Below are 19941 nucleotides of genomic sequence, written 5' to 3' on the forward strand. Positions count from 1 at the left end.
ACCAGCGAATCCCGGTCTTTTCCTATTCGGAAAATTCCTGTCCAGACCTATTCTATCTTATTGCTTTTTTCAATGTAATAGAACCTGATTTTGAATCCGCATAGATCTTTAATATTTTATCAAGTTGGTTGGTAGAATGGAAGCGAAGTGACTTTTGAAGCTTTTCACTTTTTTCCTCCAATACCTGAATGTCTGCGAAATCAAGATGAAATCCGCCCAGATTCGTTTTTAGCTCCCCGCTTACCGATGTTCCTTCCGGGATCGATAATTCAATCGGGGCGGTGAAGGTTTTAGCGTGAATCCATTCGCAGCGATTCCCACTTAAATGTAAGGAAATTTGTCCATGGAAGGTGATGGCCTCCGCTTTTTGAAAATCTCCATCTAGCGTGATGGCACCATTTATAGTCTCTGCCATTACCTCACCAATATGACTATTTGCGACATAAATTTTTCCGTTCGCCGTTTCTACTTCTGCTTTTAAACCGTTCATTTGATCTAGATTGATTTTACCATTGGCCGTCTTAATGAAAAGATCATTCACTTGTAGATTTTCTCCGGACACCGATCCATTAAAAACCCGAACGCGCATTTTCTCATATTGTGCTTTAGGGACATAAAGGACCGTATCTACCTTCATCGATTTTTGCTGGGACATTAAGCGCAGTTTTTGCCCCTCAAGCGAGAAGATCATATCCCTTAAAAAATGTTGCCTAGCTTGTTCTTGATGATCCACACGATACACCTTTGCCTGGCATTCGGCTCGAACATCCGTTTGGTCCCAAGCAACAATATTGACCGATCCATTTGCCAGATCGATTTCCACTTCCTTCATGGTGGCATTTCCATGGTGAAAAATATGGGAAATCTCAACCGACTGACCAAAATTCAAATCTAAATCCATTTCCTTTACCTTTTTTATGGCTGAGTCCACAAATTCAAAAATTTTTTCTTTTGTTGATTGATATTTCGTAAAAACTGGATCTTCCTTCTTCGCTTCTTCAAAATGAACCGTATGAGAAAGGTCATTTATAATTTGCTCCTGCTTTTGATCCATTGTTTTCTGTGCTTTATCCAACTCTTCCAGTAAAGTTAACGCCTCATTAACCGTCAGTTTTCCCTCTTCCACCATTTTCAAAATACGTTTCCGTTCCTCTTTCATTTTTTCACCCTCAAACTTTTTATTTGTTTCTTCCATAAATCCTATTCATGAAATAATCTCTTTACGCCATCAATCCCATGCCCAATATGAACGAATTATTTAGAGTAGGTTGTCACCACCTCTTATCTTTTACTTACGATAGGATATCTTTAAAGTTTCATCTTTAAACCAATTCGTACCGACGGGGACAAGAAAAATGGTCTGATTCTGCTCAGCTTAAGATTCCTTCAAAACGAAGGAAACACTGCTTACGTAAGTCTATATATAAAGTTGGTGTAAAAGTTTTATTCAATTAGTAAAAAAAAACGGTCATACACTTTTTCAATGGCTTTTCTTTACTTTGAGGAAGAGAGAGGATGATGATGCAAGTATTGAATGTAAATATTTAGGTTGGTATCGTCCTTAACTTTGTGATGGTTGAATGGATGATCGTCAATGCAAAGAGTGCTAAGTAACTTGAACGATGTAAATATATAGAAGGTAAATGGGATAAAAACCGAGAATTTTTTGGATTCTCGGTTCATTATTTTGATAATTTCCATGCCGGAATGAGTGAGTGAAATTTGAAAAAGTAACTCATGATCATATGAATAATACAATACAAACCTAAAATTATTAAATACGTAAACAACCAAGTTAAAAAAGGTTGATCTAAGAAGAGGTATAATAACGTCATTCCAATCGGAAATGGGAGAGCTACTATTAACCAAATAGGTGCTCCGATTGCTTCAGTAATCGAACCGAGGGATACAACAGATATCCCAATGATGAAAGCTTGGAAAAGAGAGAGTGCATGATTCATTAAATGACTACCTAAAAAATAAGATAAAGAAGTTAGTAGAATGGCCAAAACAAAACGAATGAAATAATTCATATCAAACCACCTTTTTCCATTTATACCATTTAATTATACCAAGGTGTTCTTAATAAATATGATTATTTTTCGATACAAACGATTGTTTCAACAAGTTTTCACCATGGATAAACACTTTTAAGTGAACATACGAAAGCATATGACAAAGTTTTGATGGATTACCGTTTTGGGCATGAACCAATGAAGCTCGTTGAAACGAAAGGTAATTTAATGTGGATGGAGTAAAAGCACTTGCGCTAGACCATTCTCAAAATGGAGATAGATAAAAAAGAGCTGTAACCCTTCATTTTTGAAGTTACAGCTCTTCCACCTATTCTTACGCTTTAATGGTGCTTTTGTCTTCTACTTGCTGTTTCATACGCAAGCGATCACGTTCAAGAATAGGCTTTAAGTATTTACCTGTATAAGATTCCGGAACTTCAGCGACCTTTTCTGGGGTACCGGTTGCTACGATCGTACCTCCTTTGTCGCCTCCTTCCGGACCGAGGTCAATCAGGTAATCAGCCGCTTTGATGACATCTAGGTTGTGCTCGATTACTAAAACAGTGTCACCATTTTCAACTAGACGCTGTAAGACAACAAGCAGGCGTGAGATGTCATCGACATGAAGTCCAGTTGTTGGCTCATCTAAAATATAGAAGGTTCGACCGGTCGAACGGCGGTGCAATTCGGAAGCAAGTTTGACACGCTGGGCTTCTCCTCCTGACAGCGTTGTCGCCGGCTGACCAAGTTTAATATACCCAAGACCGACGTCATAAATCGTCTGCAGCTTACGACTGATTTTTGGAATGTTCTCGAAAAATGTTAGAGCATCTTCAACCGTCATATCGAGAACCTCAGAAATATTCTTTCCTTTATATTTCACTTCCAATGTCTCACGGTTATAGCGTTTACCATGACACACTTCACAAGGAACATAAACATCTGGCAAGAAGTGCATTTCAATTTTAATAATCCCGTCACCACGGCATGCTTCACAGCGGCCGCCTTTTACATTAAAACTAAAACGTCCCTTCTTATAGCCTCGTACTTTCGCTTCGTTTGTAGCCGCAAAGACGTCGCGAATGTCATCAAACACACCTGTATATGTGGCCGGATTGGAACGCGGTGTCCGTCCAATTGGAGACTGGTCGATATCAATCACCTTATCCAAATACTCTATCCCTTTGATCATCTTATGCTGACCAGGCTTTGTTTTGGCATTATTGAGTTTTTGGGCAAGTGATTTGTGAAGGATTTCATTCACGAGCGTACTTTTTCCGGAGCCCGAAACCCCTGTCACTGCAATAAACATACCTAAAGGAATCTTCACATTCACATTTTTCAAGTTATTTTCTGCCGCACCTTTTATTTCAATATAACGACCATCTGACTTGCGGCGCTCTAATGGGAGTGGGATAAATTTCTTTCCTGACAAGTACTGACCGGTTAGCGAGTTAGGATCAGCCATAACCTCTTCCGGTGTTCCAGCAGAAACGACCTGACCTCCATGAACACCGGCACCCGGACCGATATCTATCAAATAATCGGCTGCTAGCATCGTATCCTCATCATGCTCCACGACAATGAGTGTGTTTCCAATGTCCCGCATGCTCTGTAAAGTACTAATTAAGCGATCATTATCCCTTTGATGAAGCCCAATGGACGGTTCATCCAAAATATAGAGTACACCTGTTAACCGGGAACCAATTTGTGTGGCCAAGCGAATTCGCTGAGCCTCACCGCCTGAAAGGGTTCCAGCCGTTCTGCTTAAATTTAAATAATCTAAACCGACATTGACTAAAAAGCCAAGACGTTCTTTAATTTCACGTAATATGAGTTTAGCAATTTTTTCTTCTTTTTCAGAAAGCTGAAGATTAGAGAAAAAGTCTAATGCTTCTTCAATGGAAAAGTTAGTGACTTGAGCAATATGATGGCCGTTAATAAGAACTGCCAAGCTTTCTTTTTTTAATCGAAATCCTTTGCATGTAGGACAAGCTTGATCGGCCATATATTTTTCCATTTGCTCACGTATATAATCAGAGCTTGTCTCTTTATAACGACGCTCTACATTACGGATGACACCTTCAAATTCGACATAACCTTCACGAATTTGCCCCATATCGTTCTCGTAGCGGAAATAAATCTTCTCTGAACCGGAACCATATAATATTTTATCTAAAAGATTTTCCGGAATGTCTTTCACCGGAATATCCATATCGATTCCGTAATGGTTGCAGACAGCTTCCAATAATTGCGGATAATATTGTGAGCTTGTCGGCTCCCATGGGGCTATCGCATGTTGTCTTAAAGTTAATTCTTTATTAGGAATAACGAGATCTACATCCACTTCTAGCTTGGAACCGAGACCATCACAATCCGGACAGGCACCAAACGGGCTGTTGAATGAGAACATCCTTGGTTCCAGCTCTCCGATTGAAAATCCGCATTGAGGGCAAGCATGATTTTCACTGAACATTAATTCTTCCTCACCGATGACATCGACAATAACCTTTCCTTCACCAAGGCCTAAAGCCGTTTCTAATGAATCAGCCACACGTGAGGCAATGCCCTCTTTGATGACGATTCGGTCCACAACGACTTCAATGGAGTGTTTTTTATTTTTATCGAGCTCAATCTCTTCACCAAGATCAAGCATTTCACCATCAACCCGAACGCGAACAAACCCTTGTTTTTTTATGTCTTCCAAAATTTTGACATGCTGCCCTTTACGGCCTGATACCACTGGAGCAAGAATTTGCATTTTGGTCCGTTCTGGATATTCAAGAAGACGGTCCACCATTTGCTCAATGGTTTGTGAGGAAATTTCAATATTGTGAATCGGACAAGTCGGATGTCCAATTCTTGCAAAAAGCAATCTTAAATAGTCATAGATTTCTGTCACCGTTCCAACAGTGGAACGAGGGTTACGGCTGGTTGTTTTTTGGTCAATTGAAATGGCAGGTGACAAGCCTTCAATCGCATCTACTTCCGGCTTATCCATTTGTCCGAGAAACTGCCGAGCGTAAGCCGAAAGTGATTCCACATAGCGGCGCTGACCTTCCGCATAAATCGTATCAAACGCGAGCGAGGACTTCCCTGATCCGGAAAGTCCCGTCAATACAACAAGCTTATCTCTCGGAATGGTGACATCAATATTTTTTAAATTGTGGGCTCTGGCGCCTTTCACAATCAATTTTTCCATAGCCATTATTTACGACATCCTTCCGTTTATTAAAGCGGGAGGTTCGGCCAATGAGCTAGCCATTATCCTTCCGCTTTTAATTCCAAAATTAAATCTCGAAGCTCCGCAGCTCGCTCGAAATCGAGTGCCTTGGCGGCAGCCTTCATTTCTTTTTCCATGTTGGCGATCAATTTGTCCCGTTCCTTCTTGTTCATCTTGCCAAAAGAAGCAGCCGGTTTGTACTCTTTCTGTTCCTCGGCCACATGTGTCGCACGAATCACATCGCGAATATCCTTTTGAATGGTTTTTGGTGTGATACCATGCTTTTTATTGTATTCCTCCTGGATGGAACGACGTCGCTTCGTCTCATTTATTGCGACTTCCATGGAATGTGTAATCTTATCCGCATACATGATGACATGACCATTGGCGTTTCTAGCGGCTCGGCCGATAGTCTGGATTAACGAGCGTTCCGAACGGAGGAAGCCTTCTTTATCAGCATCAAGAATGGCCACCAGTGATACTTCAGGAATATCAAGACCTTCCCTTAAGAGGTTAATCCCAACCAATACGTCATATTTTCCAAGACGAAGCTCGCGGATAATTTCAATCCGCTCGAGTGTTTTGACCTCAGAATGCAGGTACTGCACCTTAATCCCAATTTCCTTCAAATAATCGGTTAAATCCTCAGCCATTTTTTTCGTTAAAGTGGTAACAAGGACTCGTTCATTCCGTTTTATTCTATCTTGTATTTCACCGATTAAGTCATCAATTTGTCCTTGAATCGGCCGAACATCAATGGTTGGATCAAGTAGCCCAGTCGGACGAATAATTTGTTCAACCATTTCAGGAGTATGTTCGAGTTCATATGGGCCAGGTGTAGCCGAAACATAAATGATATTATGAATATGCTTTTCAAACTCTTCGAACTTAAGCGGACGATTATCTAAGGCTGATGGGAGGCGAAAGCCGTGTTCAACGAGTATTTCCTTCCGGGCCTTGTCCCCATTATACATACCTCTAATCTGCGGTAGTGTTACGTGCGACTCATCAATGATCATTAAGAAATCATCAGGAAAGTAATCAAGCAATGTATAGGGTGTCGAGCCCGCTGGCCTTAAAGTCAGATGGCGCGAATAGTTTTCAATTCCAGAACAGAAGCCCATTTCCCGCATCATTTCAATATCGTATCGAGTTCTCTGTTCAAGACGTTGAGCCTCGAGCAATTTATTTTGTTCACGGAGGACAGTAAGCCGTTCTTCTAGTTCCTTTTCAATATTTTCAATAGCTTTACGCATCTTTTCTTCACGAGTAACGAAGTGGGAAGCCGGGAAAATGGCCACATGGTCTCGTTCACCGATAATCTCCCCTGTTAAGGCATCGACCTCACGAATCCGGTCAATTTCATCTCCGAAAAATTCAACACGAATACAGTGTTCATCACGGGAAGCTGGGAAAATTTCAACGACATCTCCACGGACTCGGAATGTTCCGCGTTTAAAATCGATGTCATTTCTTTCATATTGGATATCTACAAGGCGGTGAAGTAGTTGATTGCGTTCTATCTCCATTCCAGTACGGAGCGAAACAACCATCTCCCGGTATTCCTCTGGTGATCCGAGACCATATATACAGGAGACGCTGGCAATGATGATAACATCCTTGCGTTCAAATAACGCTGAAGTCGCTGAATGGCGCAGTTTGTCAATTTCATCATTGATACTGGCGTCCTTTTCAATAAATGTATCAGTCTGAGGCACATAGGCCTCCGGCTGATAGTAATCGTAATAACTGACAAAATATTCAACAGCATTGTTCGGGAAAAATTCCTTGAACTCACTGTAAAGCTGACCGGCCAAGGTTTTATTGTGGGCGATCACCAAGGTCGGTTTGTTTACCTCTTTTATTACATTGGAAATCGTAAACGTTTTTCCTGTACCAGTTGCGCCAAGCAGGGTTTGATGTTTTTTATTATTTTTAATGCCTTCGACCAGTTTCCTTATGGCTTCCGGCTGGTCTCCCTGTGGTGAGTATTTGGATACTAATTCAAATTGGTCCTTCTTCACGGTCGTTCCTCCCGTTTTAAAAAAATCCGTGTCTATGATTTTCATCAGTTTTTAATTTCATACTATACATTTTACCACAATACACCAAAAACAAACCAATAAAATGCGAACTCACATTCGATTTATTTATACAAAAAAAGCCTGCCTTATTCTGGCAGACTTTATTCCTTAACCTTGGCATGATTGTTCGGCAGCTTCATTTTGGCAGCAAGCCAAAAGCCGGCAGTCAGCGAAAATGCATCTATAACAATGAGAGAAAATGTATCGGTATAACCTTTATAAACAGAAGCTGCAATTAAGGAAACCGTTAAGACAAGACCGATTACTCGATTATAAGTAACACGAGTAAAAAGTAATACAAGAAGTCCCGGTATAAAAAACGCTGACATATATCGTATGACCTCAATCATTTTCCACCTCATCCAATCCATTCTGTTCCTATATTCTAGAAATTCATGGACGAAAATGCAAATAAAAGATTAATTGGCCACACGTTTGTTTTCTTCTTTTTCTGATTTTTGATAACCATTAGCCCAGAAATCAGCATTCTTAATGCCTAACTTAGTAGAATTAAATTCAGGATCTAATCCTTTCTTCAATTGCTCTTCGTAATCTTTTAAGGCAATATTGGCTGGTTTAAATAGGAGAACGATAGCAATTAAGTTCAGCCATACCATGATTCCTAGTCCAATATCCCCCATTGCCCAAGCGAGCTCTGCTGTTTTTACCGCTCCATAGAAAACAGAGCCTAAAAGGATGAGTTTTAATAAAAACATAGCTGGCTTTCTGTTTTTGCCCTTTACTAAGTAAGCAAGATTCGTTTCTGCGATATAGTAATAAGCAAAAATAGTCGTGAAGGCAAAGAAGAATAAGGCAATCGCAACAAATGCTGATCCAAATCCAGGAATAATCGTGTCAACCGCTGCTTGTGTATACGCTGGACCACTTTCCACTCCTTTAAGATTCTCCACTAAGAATTCCCCTGTTTTTTCATTTACGGTATTGTAAGAATTAGTAAATAAAATCATTAAGGCAGTGGATGTAACGACTAAGAACACATCAAGGTAAATGGAAAATGATTGAACGAGCCCTTGTTTCGCTGGATGGGATACTTCTGCAGCTGCAGCAGGGTGAGCACCGGTACCTTGTCCAGCTTCATTGGCATATAAACCACGTTTTACGCCCCACATAATCGTGGAACCTAGGATTCCGCCAAACATTTCTTCCGCACCAAATGCGCTTTTAAAAATAAGACCAAATACTTCCGGTATTCTTTCAAAATTTATCGCAATAATTGTCAAAGCAAGAAGTAAATAGCCGAGAGCCATAAAAGGGACGACCAATTCTGCTACTCTAGCAATCCGTTTTACCCCACCAAAAATAATAAGACCCATTAGTAAGATGACAACTAAACCAGTGATGCTATTGTTAATACCAAACGCATTTTTCATACCTTCGGCAATAGAATTTGCCTGAATACCTGGCATTAATACAGCCATCGCAAGGAGAGTCGCAATGGCAAAGATTACACCAAACCATTTCCAACCAAGCCCCTTCTCAATATAGAACGCCGGGCCACCTCGATACTCTCCATCTTGTTTTTCTTTATAGATTTGCGCTAGAGTCGATTCGACAAAAGCGGCGGACGAACCGATAAAGGTGATTACCCACATCCAAAATACAGATCCCGGTCCTCCGAATGCAATACCAGTTGCTGTTCCAGCAATATTCCCGACTCCAATTCGACCGGACAAAGACATAGCCAATGCTTGAAACGAAGAAACCCCTTCATTGGAACTTTTACCCGAAAATACTAAGCGAACCATTTCTTTTATATGACGAATTTGTAGAAATCTAGTGCGTATACTAAAATATACGCCGACTGCCACAATGAAGATAACCAATGGTGCACTCCATAACACGCCATTAATGCTTGTCACAAGCTGCTCGAACATAAATTTCCCCCTTTTGTATTATACAATTATTATAATTATCCCCCTTTGTTGTATAACAAGGAGATAATCAAATTATAAAATAATACAGCGTCATATTTCAACAAAATATTTAGTATATTTAGATTTTACTGATATATCCAGTTTTAATTATAAGGCTCCAAAAAAAGAGGAGAAAAGCCCTATGTCTAGTGCTTTTCTCCTCTTCATAATGATATCAGGCACTGTTCAATTATTTAATAGAGTAAATATTTCTCACGAACATCCATAAATTTTTTTAATGCTGGCTCCCATTCTTTTTTCATTTGTTCAATAGATTTGCCTGCTTCGATCCCATCGCGGATGGAACCATTCCCTACGAGCAAGTCAAAGTGTGATATCCCTTTACTATCACGGGCCCGGAATTGGAAATCGTTCGGATACATGTCATGAATGGTCTTGACAATATACAATCCTGTTTCAAATGGCTTAAAGGCATTTCTGTTCGTTACATGAATTTGAATTCCATGGTTTAACTGATTTACATTCTTGGAGGTTGTTGGTATGAATGAAGCAGAACGGAATTTCACACCTGGTAGATGATAGGAATTTAACCTTGTAGCTAATTCATCTCCATTAATGAAAGGCGCCCCGATAAGTTCGAAAGGTCTAGTTGTTCCCCTACCTTCTGAAACATTGGCAGCCCCTTCAATTAAAGCAGCACCCGTATAAACAAGAGCTGTGTCCAAAGTAGGCATGTTTGGTGACGGCATCACAAAATGCAATGGTGTTTCATCATAATACATATTCCGCTTCCAACCTTCCATTTTGACTACCGTTAAATCAGCGCCAATACCAAATTCCTTATTAAATAACTGAGCCAACTCTCCTACTGTCATACCATGGCGAACGGGGATGGCATACTGACCGACAAAGGAAGCATATTTTTCCTCTAATATTGGCCCTTCTACTTTAGTACCACTAATTGGATTTGGGCGGTCAAGCACGATGAAAGGAATATTGTTCTCTTTTGCAGCCTCCATCGCTAAAGCCATTGTATAAATGTAAGTGTAAAAACGGGCGCCAACATCCTGAATATCAAATACCAATACATCAATATTGCTGAGCATTTCCGGTGTAGGTTTTCGCGTATTCCCGTAAAGACTGTATACAGGGAGACCTGTTTTTTCATCTATATAGGATTCCACATACTCACCGGCAGGCGCGCTCCCTCGGACACCATGCTCCGGACCATACAATGCTGTAAGTTCAAATTCCTTATGTTGATAAAACAAATCCACGATACTATTTAGTTCCTGGTCAACACCAGTTGGATTCGTAATCAAGCCTACGCGTTTCCCTTTGATTAAGTCAATCCGGTCACGTAATAACACTTCTACACCTAAGCGGAACTTTTTATTATTTTTCTCTTTTTCATTTTTCGCAATGGCTGCCGTTACTGTTGATAGTACTAACAGAAGAGTGATCATTGCCATTAACCATTTCTTCATCCAAACCCCTCCCCTATTTTTCAAAGAGTTTTTAATACCCTAATCCATGGCCAAAACCGTACATAACACTTCCATCATGATTATAAATCGTTACTGGCAGCTTTCCTGTTGGGGGATTTTCACCAAAAAGGGTGTTTACTGACGCCGCAAAGCTGGCTGGGCGATAACCATATTGGACAAGATAAGCATCTACATTCGGGTAGGACATGACATCGTATGGATTACGGATTCCTAAAGCAATAACCTTGGCATCGGTTTCATTAATGAGCTGATTGGTCATGACCATTTGGCTAGCACTTGGCTCCCTTCCACTCACACTAGAAGTATAAGTTCCGACAATGATATATTTCGCATCCTTCACTTGTTCGAGTTGAGCATTGGTCAGCTTTGTTTGTGTATTAATATAGGTAACATTTGTATGATGCTTTTTCACTTCATCCAAAAGTAAATTCACATAGTAGCCGGAATACCCTACAACAGCAATTTTGTCTTCTGGTACTGCCTTCATTGGGAGAACTCCGTTATTTTTTACCAGTGTAATTGATTTTTCTGCGGCCTCTTTTTCAATCGCCTTATGCTCAGGTGAGCCGACTACTTGAAGAGCATGGGAAATCTTTTGATCAATGCTTTCTTCAACCTCTCTTTTAACAATTCCCCGATTTAATTTTAAGGTGAAAATCCGCTCGACAGACTGTTCAATTCTTTTCTCAGAAATTTCACCGGATTTCACTGCGTTATAAAGCCCATTAGCTACTACTTCTAGTCCGACAGGCATTAACACAATATCCGCTCCTGCTTTCACACTACGGATGGCGGCATCAACCGGACCGAAATGGTCAGCAATCGCATTCATGTTCATTGCATCGGTTATAATTACTCCTTCATATCCCATTTCCTCACGCATCAGTCCAGTTAATACCTTGTGGGAAAGGGTCGCTGGAATCGCAATTTCCGTTCCATCTTTTTGAGAAACGGCTTTTGTCGGATCAATTTTCGGGAAAGTGACATGAGCCGTCATAATCGCATCAATCCCTGCATCCATCGCCTGCTGGAAAGGATATAATTCAACTTGTTTCAAACGCTCCTTATCATGAGGCACTTCTGGTAATCCTAAATGGGAGTCTACCGCTGTATCTCCATGCCCTGGAAAATGCTTGGCCGTTGCCGCTGTGCCGCTTTCCTGGAGCCCTTTAATATAAGCGTTGCCCATTTTTCCTACAAGCTCTGGATTTTCCCCAAAGGAACGCACTCCAATCACTGGATTATCCGGGTTATTATTGACATCAAGCACCGGCGCCAGATTCATATTAATGCCTAACGAGTGCAGTTCCTCACCAATGGCTCTTCCGACTTTTTCAGCTGTCTCTTCCGATCTTGTTGCTCCAAGCGCCATATTCCCGGAAAAATCAGTCCCTGATTGGAGACGAGTAATAATACCGCCTTCTTGGTCAATCGTAATAAGCAAACCATATTTTTGTGCTACTTGTTGATAAGCATCCACTAACTTTGTTGTTTGTTCGGTTGTCACTACATTTTCGCGGAACAAGATAACCCCGCCAAGATGATAATCTTTTACAAGCTTGGCGATCTCATCATTCATTTCCGTAACGTTCTTTCCTTCCCATGTACGAAAATCCGGCATCAACATTTGCCCGACTTTTTCTTCTAGTGTCATGTGCTTCATTGCGTTTCCAATGACGTTATATCGAGAACCTTTTTCTTTTATGACGAGGATTTTATCTTGGTTTCCCTTCACTTCAATGGCTATTCGGTCAGTGAAATGACCATCGCTGACGGAAATAAACGTTTTCCCATTATGACCGGTCAACGTAACTTCGCCATCTTTTACAGAAGCTACATTTTTATTGGAAGACTTCCAAGTGACGTCTGCAGCTAGCTTAAAATGACCATCCCCAAATATATGAAGTGGATTTAATAAAATTTTGTCGTCTTTCACCTCCCGTTTTACTTGAGGCACATTTAGGTCAATGACTAAATCCTTAATACTGGATGCCGCAACGGAGTCGGATACGGGAATACCAGTCAATAAGATCCCAATGGCCAAGCACGAAATCATGAAAGCTTTTAAAAATTTCCTCATCAGTTTCCTCCTCTTTTATCAAATAATTAGTAATTACGTAACTGCCATTCATTTTTATCAAATTTTAATTCCACGGAATCGAGCTTCGGATTCAAAACATACCAGCCGCGACCATTCACAGTGGAATCCGTATGATAAACAAAACGGAGCTTCTTAGCTTTACGCGATACATCGAACGTTAAGATTTCCCAGCCATTGCTTGTGCCGGAAAGTTCTGTGACCATTTGCCATTTGTCATCTATCCACATTTCCACCCGTCCATAATCGGCTTGATTTTCCATACGATACCATGTAGCAAAGGTAAGCTTCATATCTTTTGTTAAATGGAGATCCGTTTCCATCACACGATTCACAAGATCCCCATATCCGGCAAACCATGCCGAACTTTTACCTGGAATGGATACCGGAATGCTATCTGCCACCTGCCTTGCAAACCATCTTCTTGGAGCATTAATGGATCCCATATTCCTGCTTGGATGAACACGATTGGTGAGAAGAATGGCAACCGTTTTGTTATGGGGACTGACGACAATCGATGTACCAGTATAGCCTGTATGACCAAAAGATTCAGTTCCTTCAGATAAGGCATCCATGTACCAGCCTTGGCCTAGTTCCCAACCAAGACCATGGTCATTGCCTGGAAATGCTACATTTTGATTTTCCAGCAAAAGTTTTACCGTTTCGGGTTTTAGGATACGTTTTCCACCATATTTTCCATTATTGATAAAAATATGCGCTAGTTTTGCAAGGTCCTCTGCAGTTGAAAACACTCCGGCATGCCCGGCAACTCCATCAAGAGACCAAGCATTTTCATCATGTACTTCCCCCCAAACTAATCCCCTGTTCGGAACAGACTGATATTCTGTCGCTGCAATACGTTTTTTCAAAGAAGCTGGCGGGTTGTACATGGTGTCCTTCATCCCTAATGGCTTTGTAATATGTTCCTTCACAAATTCATCCAGACGCTTACCGGATAGTCGCTCAATGAATGCCCCTAAAGTAATCATGTTGAGATCACTATATTCATAGGCTGTACCCGGCTTACTTTTCAATGGCTGTTGAAAAACAAGCTGCAGTCGTTCATCACGGGAATTCCCCATCGTATAGAGCGGTATCCAAGACGTAAATCCAGAGGTATGAGTCAGTAGTTGGCGAATCGTCACTGTCTCTTTCCCATTAACGGCAAATTCCGGAATATATTTGGCAACCGGGTCATCCAGCTGAAACAAACCTTTCTCATAAAGCTGCATCACGGCTACAGAAGTGAAAATTTTACTGATGGAGGCAAGATCAAAAATGGTATCCTTCTTCATCAATAAAGGTTGGTCTAATTTCGTAAACTGACCGTCTGCATAAATAACTGAATGACCATAAGCAGAGTGTTTAACGATTTTTCCTCCTCTTGCGACAAAGGCAACAGCACCCGGAAATAGTTTATTTTCAATGTTTTCTTGAATCATGGAGTCGATTTGTTGTAGTGGTGTAGCAACCATTCCTGCCCCTTTAGGCGAACTAGGGTGAAGCACACTGGTGACAGGGATGAATTCAGAATTCCATGTAAAAACAGGGTGAGGTTTTTCTGATTGGAATGGTTTCATTTCTTTCTTTTCAATGGTAGGAATAATCTTAGATTCACTGTTAGCAGAAACATGGGAGGTACATAATAATGCAGTACAGACTGAAGCAAGGACAATGGATTTTTTCCTCATAGCTCCTCCTTAACTCTAGCTTTCCGATCTGGACAAAGCTAAGAAATATTATTTACTATTTTTTAAGAAAGTATAAGATAATAGGTATAGTTATCTATACCACTTTAGACCTACAACACCTCCGGAAAATAGGTATAAAGAATCAATAAATTTCAATTGGATCCATAATAATAAGAGCAAGCGGAAGGTTCCCACCTGCCATCAGGTGAGATCCTTTGCAGCTTTTTGCCTTTGAAGCTGTTCCATTGCATTCGGAAAATGACCATGATGCTGTTTGAGAACGGTAATCGCCGTATCAAAATCAATTTGAAATAAAACCATTAAAATCGCAGCTCTCGTATCCCCATTCGCCTTCTCATTTGCTTCTTTGGCCGCCGATTCATCCAAGCCGGTGATGTCTTGAATGATGGAGATTGACCGTTTCCTCAGCTTTTCGTTCGTGGCTTGAACATTTACCATTAAATTTTTATATACCTTGCCCATTTTAATCATCGAAGCTGTCGAAATCATATTTAATACCATTTTTTGTGCTGTTCCCGCTTTTAAGCGGGTAGATCCGGTAATAACTTCAGGCCCTACAGGAATTTCAATTGGATATTTAGCCATCTTGGCTAATTCTGAACCATAATTGCACGCGATTCCGATCGTGAGAATATTTCGTTCATTTGCTCTTTCCACAGCTCCCAAAACGTAAGGTGTTCTACCACTTGAGGCGATGCCAATTAACACATCCTTTGGCCCAAGCTGTTGATTGACTACCTCTCTTCCTGCCTCACGATCATCTTCCGCGTCTTCAACAGCATAGCGAATCGCCTTTTCTCCGCCAGCAATAATACCATTTACTAGATCATTGGTTACGCCAAAGGTTGGCGGACATTCAGAAGCATCCAATACGCCAAGTCGGCCACTTGTTCCCGCTCCGATATAAAAGATCCTCCCCCCTTGCTTGAGCGATGTGACCACCGCATCTATGGCATCTTTGATTTGTGGCAAGGCTTTTTCTACCGCAAAGGCAACCTTTTGGTCCTCCTGATTCATCAACTGAATAATTTCCATAGTCGTAAATCGGTGCAAATTTTCTGAATTCTTATTTCGCATTTCAGTCAAAAGTCCTGGGCGAGTTACATCCATAATCTATGCCTCCATTTAACAATGCCAAGGTATAAATCTTTATTTAACTGCACCAGCAGTCAAACCTTCCATAAACTGTTTCGATGCTATAAAGAATAGAATGAGCATTGGCAAAGATGATAATGTCAATCCGGCAAATAGCGCACCCCAGTCAGCTGAATATTCACCAAACAAGCTTAGCATGCCGACAGGAATCGTCTTTTTCATCTCATTCGTGATAAAAATTAACGGGAAGAAAAAGTCATTCCATGACTGAATAAAATTAATAATCATAACCGTACCAAGCGCTGGCCGCATTAATGGCAAAACGACATTCCATAAAATTCTAAGATCGCTAGCCCCGTCCATTCGGGCGGCTTCCTCTAACTCCATTGGCATCGTTCGGAAAAATCCAGTCAAAATTAAGATGGATAGTGGTATTCCTTGGGCAGTGTACATCAAAATAAGTGACCATAAAGAGTTTGTTAAACCAAGACCCTTCATTAATATAAACAATGGCACAATGCCTAATTTAATCGGAATCATCATCCCCATTAAGAAAACGAAAAAGAGGATGTTATTCCACCAATAGGTATACCTAGCGATATAAAAAGCTGCTAGAGAAGTAGTAATCAATATAAGTAGGACGGAAACAACACTGACAAACACACTATTGTAAAAATACGTCATAAATGGAACTTGATCTAGCAGTTTCTCGTACGTTTGAAAATGAAAGCTTTTCGGCAATGATAGTGGGTTTGTAAAAATTTCTATTGTTGGTTTAAAGGAGGATACGATCATCAGGATGATCGGATAAAGACTAATAGAAGCAAATAAAAAGGCAACGATATAATAGAATGACTTCATCCATATCGATTGTTTCATGATTAGTACCCTCCCTACATTTCAACTTCTTTTTTCTTCATATAATTTAAAAAGAGCGCGGTAAATACACAGATAAAGAGAAATAGTACAACTGCTAGCGCCGATCCGAGTCCAATTGCTGTAGAATCCCCCGTCGCCCCGCCAAAGGCTAAACGATAGAAATACACAGCTAACGTATCGGTTGAACGATAGGGTTCTCCCTGGGACCCTTGCATAGCATAAACTAGTTCAAAGGCTTCAAATGATTGGATAAACGTCAGCACCGTCATAATCATGATGGATGGCATCATGAGCGGCATCATGATTCTCCTTAACATGGTCAAGCCTTTTGCTCCATCTAATCTTGCAGCTTCGATTAACTCTTTCGGAATCGACTGGAAACCAGCCAAAAAGATTAATATGGCAAACCCCAATCCAAACCAACAGTTTACGAGAATAATCGTCATTAAGGCCGTGTCTGGATCACCTAGCCATGCTTTCTTCCATGATTCCAATCCTAATTTACTAAGAATGACATTTAAGGCCCCAAAATTTGGATTTAATATCAGCTTCCACAAAAATCCGACGACGATGACTGACAAAAGTCTTGGCAGAAAATAAGCCATTTTCAATAATTCTGCGCCACGGATTTTTTGAAAGATAATAAAAGCAAGGAAAAAAGCCAAGCCATTCTGGACAACCATTTGAACAACAAAATATAGGACGTTATGGCCAAAAGCATTCCAGAACATGCCGCTAAACGGCTCAAGGGTAAAGAGATTTTTATAATTTTCCAGCCCGACAAATGCTTGTTTTTGAATTCCCTTCCAGTCGTAAAAACTGTAAGTAATGGCTGCTACCAATGGATAAACAATGAACAGGCCATAAATAAAAAGGGCGGGAATAGGGAAGAGATGAATACCCCATCTCTTCTGTTTTTTCCGCTTTTTCTGCTTCACAGTCTCCGTTTGGATCATCGTTTGCATATTCTCCGCCACCTACTTTTTATTCGCTTTCTGAAGGACCATTTCAACCATGGTTCTCCTATTTTTCATTATTGAAATGGTTTAAACCAAGTTTCTGCATTTTCCTGTACACTTTTTGCTACGCCTTCTGGGGTTTGTTTACCTAAATACATTCCTTGAAGCTCGTTTTCCAAGGTCGTTTTGGAAGTAGGGTTACCGCCTGCAAAGTATACAACCATCATATAAGGGGTAGACATTTTCTCAACTGCTTCACCTAAAGACGTTACTAATTCATCCTTAGCCTTCACTCCAGGCATTGCACTGATCATTTTAAATTCGTTTGTGAACAACTCGGCAAACTCTTTCGTTGCTAAAAACTCTAAGAACAATTTTGCTTCTTCTTTATGCTTAGATTTTGCATTCAAGGCGAAGGAGCCATCTACCCAAGCTGTAATCGTTGGTTCTTTTCCAATCGCAGATGGCATTGGGAAAAATCCTATTTCGATATCAGGATTTAGGCTGCGCACGACCTCAATTTCCCAGCTTCCCATAGGGAACATAGCGGCTTGACCGGTTGCAAATAGTGTACGGATATCCTCCATACCAAGACCTTCATAGTTATCAGGGAAGTATTTCTTCAACTGATCCATCGCTTTAATGGAATTGACAAATTCAGTTGATTCAAAGTTCGTTTCACCCTTCGTTATTTTTTCAACAAATTCATTACCGCCGTAATGGGCAGGACCGATAATTCCATGAGCCGCTGACAATAGCCAACCTTCCTTCGCGCCAAGGGCGATTGGAATGATGTTTTTGGATTTCAATGTTTCATTTAGCTTGATAAACTCATCCCATGTTTTCGGTTCTTTTAAATTATGCTCTTTAAAGATTTTTTTGTTATAAAAGATTTGGGTGGTACTCATGTTGAGAGGGACGCCATATTGCTTACCATCGGAACCTTTTGATGCCTGAAGGGCTGTCTCCGGGAATGCATCCAATCCAGTCAAACCGTCAAGTGGTTCCAGATACCCAGCATCCGCAAGGGCAATTCCAGGTGCATATGGTCTAAGATGGATAATGTCCGGGCCTTCACCGCTTTGAAGTGCCGTATTCAGAATGGTGTTGTATTCTGTGTTTTTGGAAGGTTTAAATTCGACTTTAATATCAGGATGTTTTTTGTTGAAGGCTTCAATCACTTTCTCGTATTTGGCAGTATCCTCTGTTCTCCAACTACCAATGGTCAGTGTGACTGCATCTGCTTTTTCATCTTCTTTAGAGGCATTTGATTTTTTCGAAGTTTCTTTTTCACTTGAACATGCTGTGGCAAACATCAAGATGAATGCAAATACCCCAAATAACCAAGCTTTCCCCATCTTGTTCATGAATTTTTGGTTCCTCCTTCATTGAAATATATTTTTTAAAATCCTCGTGTGAACGAGGTTTGTAACCAGATGGAGTGTTCAGATGGTGATATTTCAGAAGGTGCAGCTATCATTATTTATTTTTTCTTAAAAACATTTACTGCTTTGCGGGTTCGTTCCAAAGCTTCTACATGGGTATCCTGATTGGATTTTGTGACGCCGAGAAACAAAATATCAATGACATTGAGTTGCGCAATACGTGAACTCGTGGCCCCGCTTCGAACATTTCGCTCTAAAGAAGTGGTAAATAATTTAACATCTGCTAATGAGGAAACAGGGTTATCCCCTGATTTGGTCAAAGAGATAATTTGGGCACCATTTGACTTAGCAACGGCTAATGATTCAATAATATCTTTTGTCTGACCGCTATAGGAAATGCCAAAAGCCACATCCTGTCCAGTCAGATTCGCCGCAACTGTAACTTGGGTATCCCCATCCAATGCGGCTTCACACCAATGGCTGATCCGGGTTAGTTTTTGTTTGAAGTCCATCGCAACAATGGCAGAAGCACCGATTCCAAAGACAGCTACTTTTCTAGCATTCGAGATAAGAGAAACCGCCTTTTCTAATTCGTCTGCTGATAGTACGAGAGTCGTATTTTGGATGGATTGTATATTATTTTGCGACACAGATTGAATAAACGCCTGAATGGAATCATCTTTAGGAATATCTTCATACAGACTATATTCACTTTCAGATTTCGCCAATTCATAAGCAATTTTTAGCTTCAATTCTTGGAAACCTTTACATTTTAATACCTTTGATAAACGAACAATGGTGGCTTCGCTAACTTTCGCTTTTTCTGCCAATTTCTGAACAGACATATTCACAGCTTCTTGTGGATTTTCAAGGATGAATTCAGCCGCCTTTCGTTCGGAAGGCTTAAACATATGCATGCTTTCTTGGATAAATAGTATTTCCGCACTTTTCATCAAACTTCACCCTATACTAAGTCCTAATCCGATTATATTAAATAATGTTTCATAATATCAACAATTTTCTGAAACATTATTACAAATGTTTCGACAAAATCTTCTTTCTATCAACAAAAATAAGCTTATCCTCGT

General features: G+C 40.4%; 14 protein-coding genes. All 14 read right to left on the bottom strand.

Going from position 1 to position 19941, the window contains the following annotated elements; all coding sequences use genetic code 11:
• Nucleotides 1-52 precede the first annotated feature (52 nt).
• The 14 genes from G4Z05_RS00785 to G4Z05_RS00850 all read right to left on the bottom strand — a co-directional run bounded on the left by G4Z05_RS00785 (nt 53) and on the right by G4Z05_RS00850 (nt 19806).
• Complete coding sequence (locus G4Z05_RS00785) at nt 53-1159, bottom strand: DUF4097 family beta strand repeat-containing protein (RefSeq protein ID WP_163249995.1); 1107 nt, start codon at nt 1157-1159, stop codon at nt 53-55.
• A gap of 523 nt (nt 1160-1682) precedes the next feature.
• Nucleotides 1683-2033 carry a hypothetical protein gene (locus G4Z05_RS00790; RefSeq protein WP_163249996.1) on the bottom strand — a complete coding sequence of 117 codons (351 nt, stop codon included), beginning with the start codon at nt 2031-2033 and terminating at the stop codon, nt 1683-1685.
• Between the two features lie 316 nt (nt 2034-2349).
• A complete protein-coding gene (gene uvrA / locus G4Z05_RS00795; RefSeq protein ID WP_163249997.1) occupies nt 2350-5223 on the bottom strand; it encodes an excinuclease ABC subunit UvrA in 2874 nt (957 codons plus the stop codon).
• Between the two features lie 56 nt (nt 5224-5279).
• Nucleotides 5280-7262, bottom strand: a complete 1983-nt coding sequence (gene uvrB / locus G4Z05_RS00800; RefSeq protein ID WP_327989803.1) for an excinuclease ABC subunit UvrB — start codon at nt 7260-7262, stop codon at nt 5280-5282.
• A gap of 161 nt (nt 7263-7423) precedes the next feature.
• Nucleotides 7424-7672: a CsbA family protein gene (locus G4Z05_RS00805; RefSeq protein WP_163249999.1), complete on the bottom strand. Its 249-nt coding sequence runs from the start codon at nt 7670-7672 to the stop codon at nt 7424-7426.
• A gap of 69 nt (nt 7673-7741) precedes the next feature.
• Nucleotides 7742-9217 carry an alanine/glycine:cation symporter family protein gene (locus G4Z05_RS00810; protein WP_163250001.1) on the bottom strand — a complete coding sequence of 492 codons (1476 nt, stop codon included), beginning with the start codon at nt 9215-9217 and terminating at the stop codon, nt 7742-7744.
• A gap of 233 nt (nt 9218-9450) precedes the next feature.
• A complete protein-coding gene (locus G4Z05_RS00815; RefSeq protein ID WP_163250003.1) occupies nt 9451-10704 on the bottom strand; it encodes an exo-beta-N-acetylmuramidase NamZ family protein in 1254 nt (417 codons plus the stop codon).
• Nucleotides 10705-10735: 31 nt separating this feature from the next.
• Nucleotides 10736-12805 carry a glycoside hydrolase family 3 protein gene (locus G4Z05_RS00820; protein ID WP_163250005.1) on the bottom strand — a complete coding sequence of 690 codons (2070 nt, stop codon included), beginning with the start codon at nt 12803-12805 and terminating at the stop codon, nt 10736-10738.
• Between the two features lie 26 nt (nt 12806-12831).
• Entirely contained in the window at nt 12832-14514 is a 1683-nt protein-coding gene (locus G4Z05_RS00825) for a serine hydrolase domain-containing protein (RefSeq protein ID WP_163250007.1), read from the bottom strand.
• 201 nt (nt 14515-14715) lie between these two features.
• Nucleotides 14716-15645, bottom strand: a complete 930-nt coding sequence (gene murQ / locus G4Z05_RS00830) for an N-acetylmuramic acid 6-phosphate etherase (protein WP_163250009.1) — start codon at nt 15643-15645, stop codon at nt 14716-14718.
• A 39-nt stretch (nt 15646-15684) separates the two neighbouring features.
• Nucleotides 15685-16509, bottom strand: coding sequence for a carbohydrate ABC transporter permease (locus tag G4Z05_RS00835; protein ID WP_163250011.1), 825 nt, complete (start codon nt 16507-16509; stop codon nt 15685-15687).
• A 14-nt stretch (nt 16510-16523) separates the two neighbouring features.
• Complete coding sequence (locus G4Z05_RS00840; RefSeq protein WP_163250122.1) at nt 16524-17465, bottom strand: carbohydrate ABC transporter permease; 942 nt, start codon at nt 17463-17465, stop codon at nt 16524-16526.
• Between the two features lie 77 nt (nt 17466-17542).
• Complete coding sequence (locus G4Z05_RS00845) at nt 17543-18835, bottom strand: ABC transporter substrate-binding protein (RefSeq protein ID WP_038537350.1); 1293 nt, start codon at nt 18833-18835, stop codon at nt 17543-17545.
• A 116-nt stretch (nt 18836-18951) separates the two neighbouring features.
• Entirely contained in the window at nt 18952-19806 is an 855-nt protein-coding gene (locus G4Z05_RS00850; protein WP_163250013.1) for a MurR/RpiR family transcriptional regulator, read from the bottom strand.
• Between the last annotated feature and the right edge of the window lie 135 nt (nt 19807-19941).

Source organism: Neobacillus thermocopriae (assembly GCF_010975035.1).
GTDB classification, from domain to species: domain Bacteria; phylum Bacillota; class Bacilli; order Bacillales; family Cytobacillaceae; genus Neobacillus; species Neobacillus thermocopriae.

Bases quoted from the DNA above. Each gene is read 5' to 3' on its own strand.
- G4Z05_RS00785 (WP_163249995.1), bottom strand. From the start codon at position 1,159: ATGAAAGAGGAACGGAAACGTATTTTGAAAATGGTGGAAGAGGGAAAA.
- G4Z05_RS00790 (WP_163249996.1), bottom strand. From the start codon at position 2,033: ATGAATTATTTCATTCGTTTTGTTTTGGCCATTCTACTAACTTCTTTA.
- uvrA (WP_163249997.1), bottom strand. From the start codon at position 5,223: ATGGCTATGGAAAAATTGATTGTGAAAGGCGCCAGAGCCCACAATTTA.
- G4Z05_RS00805 (WP_163249999.1), bottom strand. From the start codon at position 7,672: ATGATTGAGGTCATACGATATATGTCAGCGTTTTTTATACCGGGACTT.
- G4Z05_RS00810 (WP_163250001.1), bottom strand. From the start codon at position 9,217: ATGTTCGAGCAGCTTGTGACAAGCATTAATGGCGTGTTATGGAGTGCA.
- G4Z05_RS00815 (WP_163250003.1), bottom strand. From the start codon at position 10,704: ATGAAGAAATGGTTAATGGCAATGATCACTCTTCTGTTAGTACTATCA.
- G4Z05_RS00820 (WP_163250005.1), bottom strand. From the start codon at position 12,805: ATGAGGAAATTTTTAAAAGCTTTCATGATTTCGTGCTTGGCCATTGGG.
- G4Z05_RS00825 (WP_163250007.1), bottom strand. From the start codon at position 14,514: ATGAGGAAAAAATCCATTGTCCTTGCTTCAGTCTGTACTGCATTATTA.
- murQ (WP_163250009.1), bottom strand. From the start codon at position 15,645: ATGGATGTAACTCGCCCAGGACTTTTGACTGAAATGCGAAATAAGAAT.
- G4Z05_RS00835 (WP_163250011.1), bottom strand. From the start codon at position 16,509: ATGAAACAATCGATATGGATGAAGTCATTCTATTATATCGTTGCCTTT.
- G4Z05_RS00840 (WP_163250122.1), bottom strand. From the start codon at position 17,465: ATGATCCAAACGGAGACTGTGAAGCAGAAAAAGCGGAAAAAACAGAAG.
- G4Z05_RS00845 (WP_038537350.1), bottom strand. From the start codon at position 18,835: ATGAACAAGATGGGGAAAGCTTGGTTATTTGGGGTATTTGCATTCATC.
- G4Z05_RS00850 (WP_163250013.1), bottom strand. From the start codon at position 19,806: ATGAAAAGTGCGGAAATACTATTTATCCAAGAAAGCATGCATATGTTT.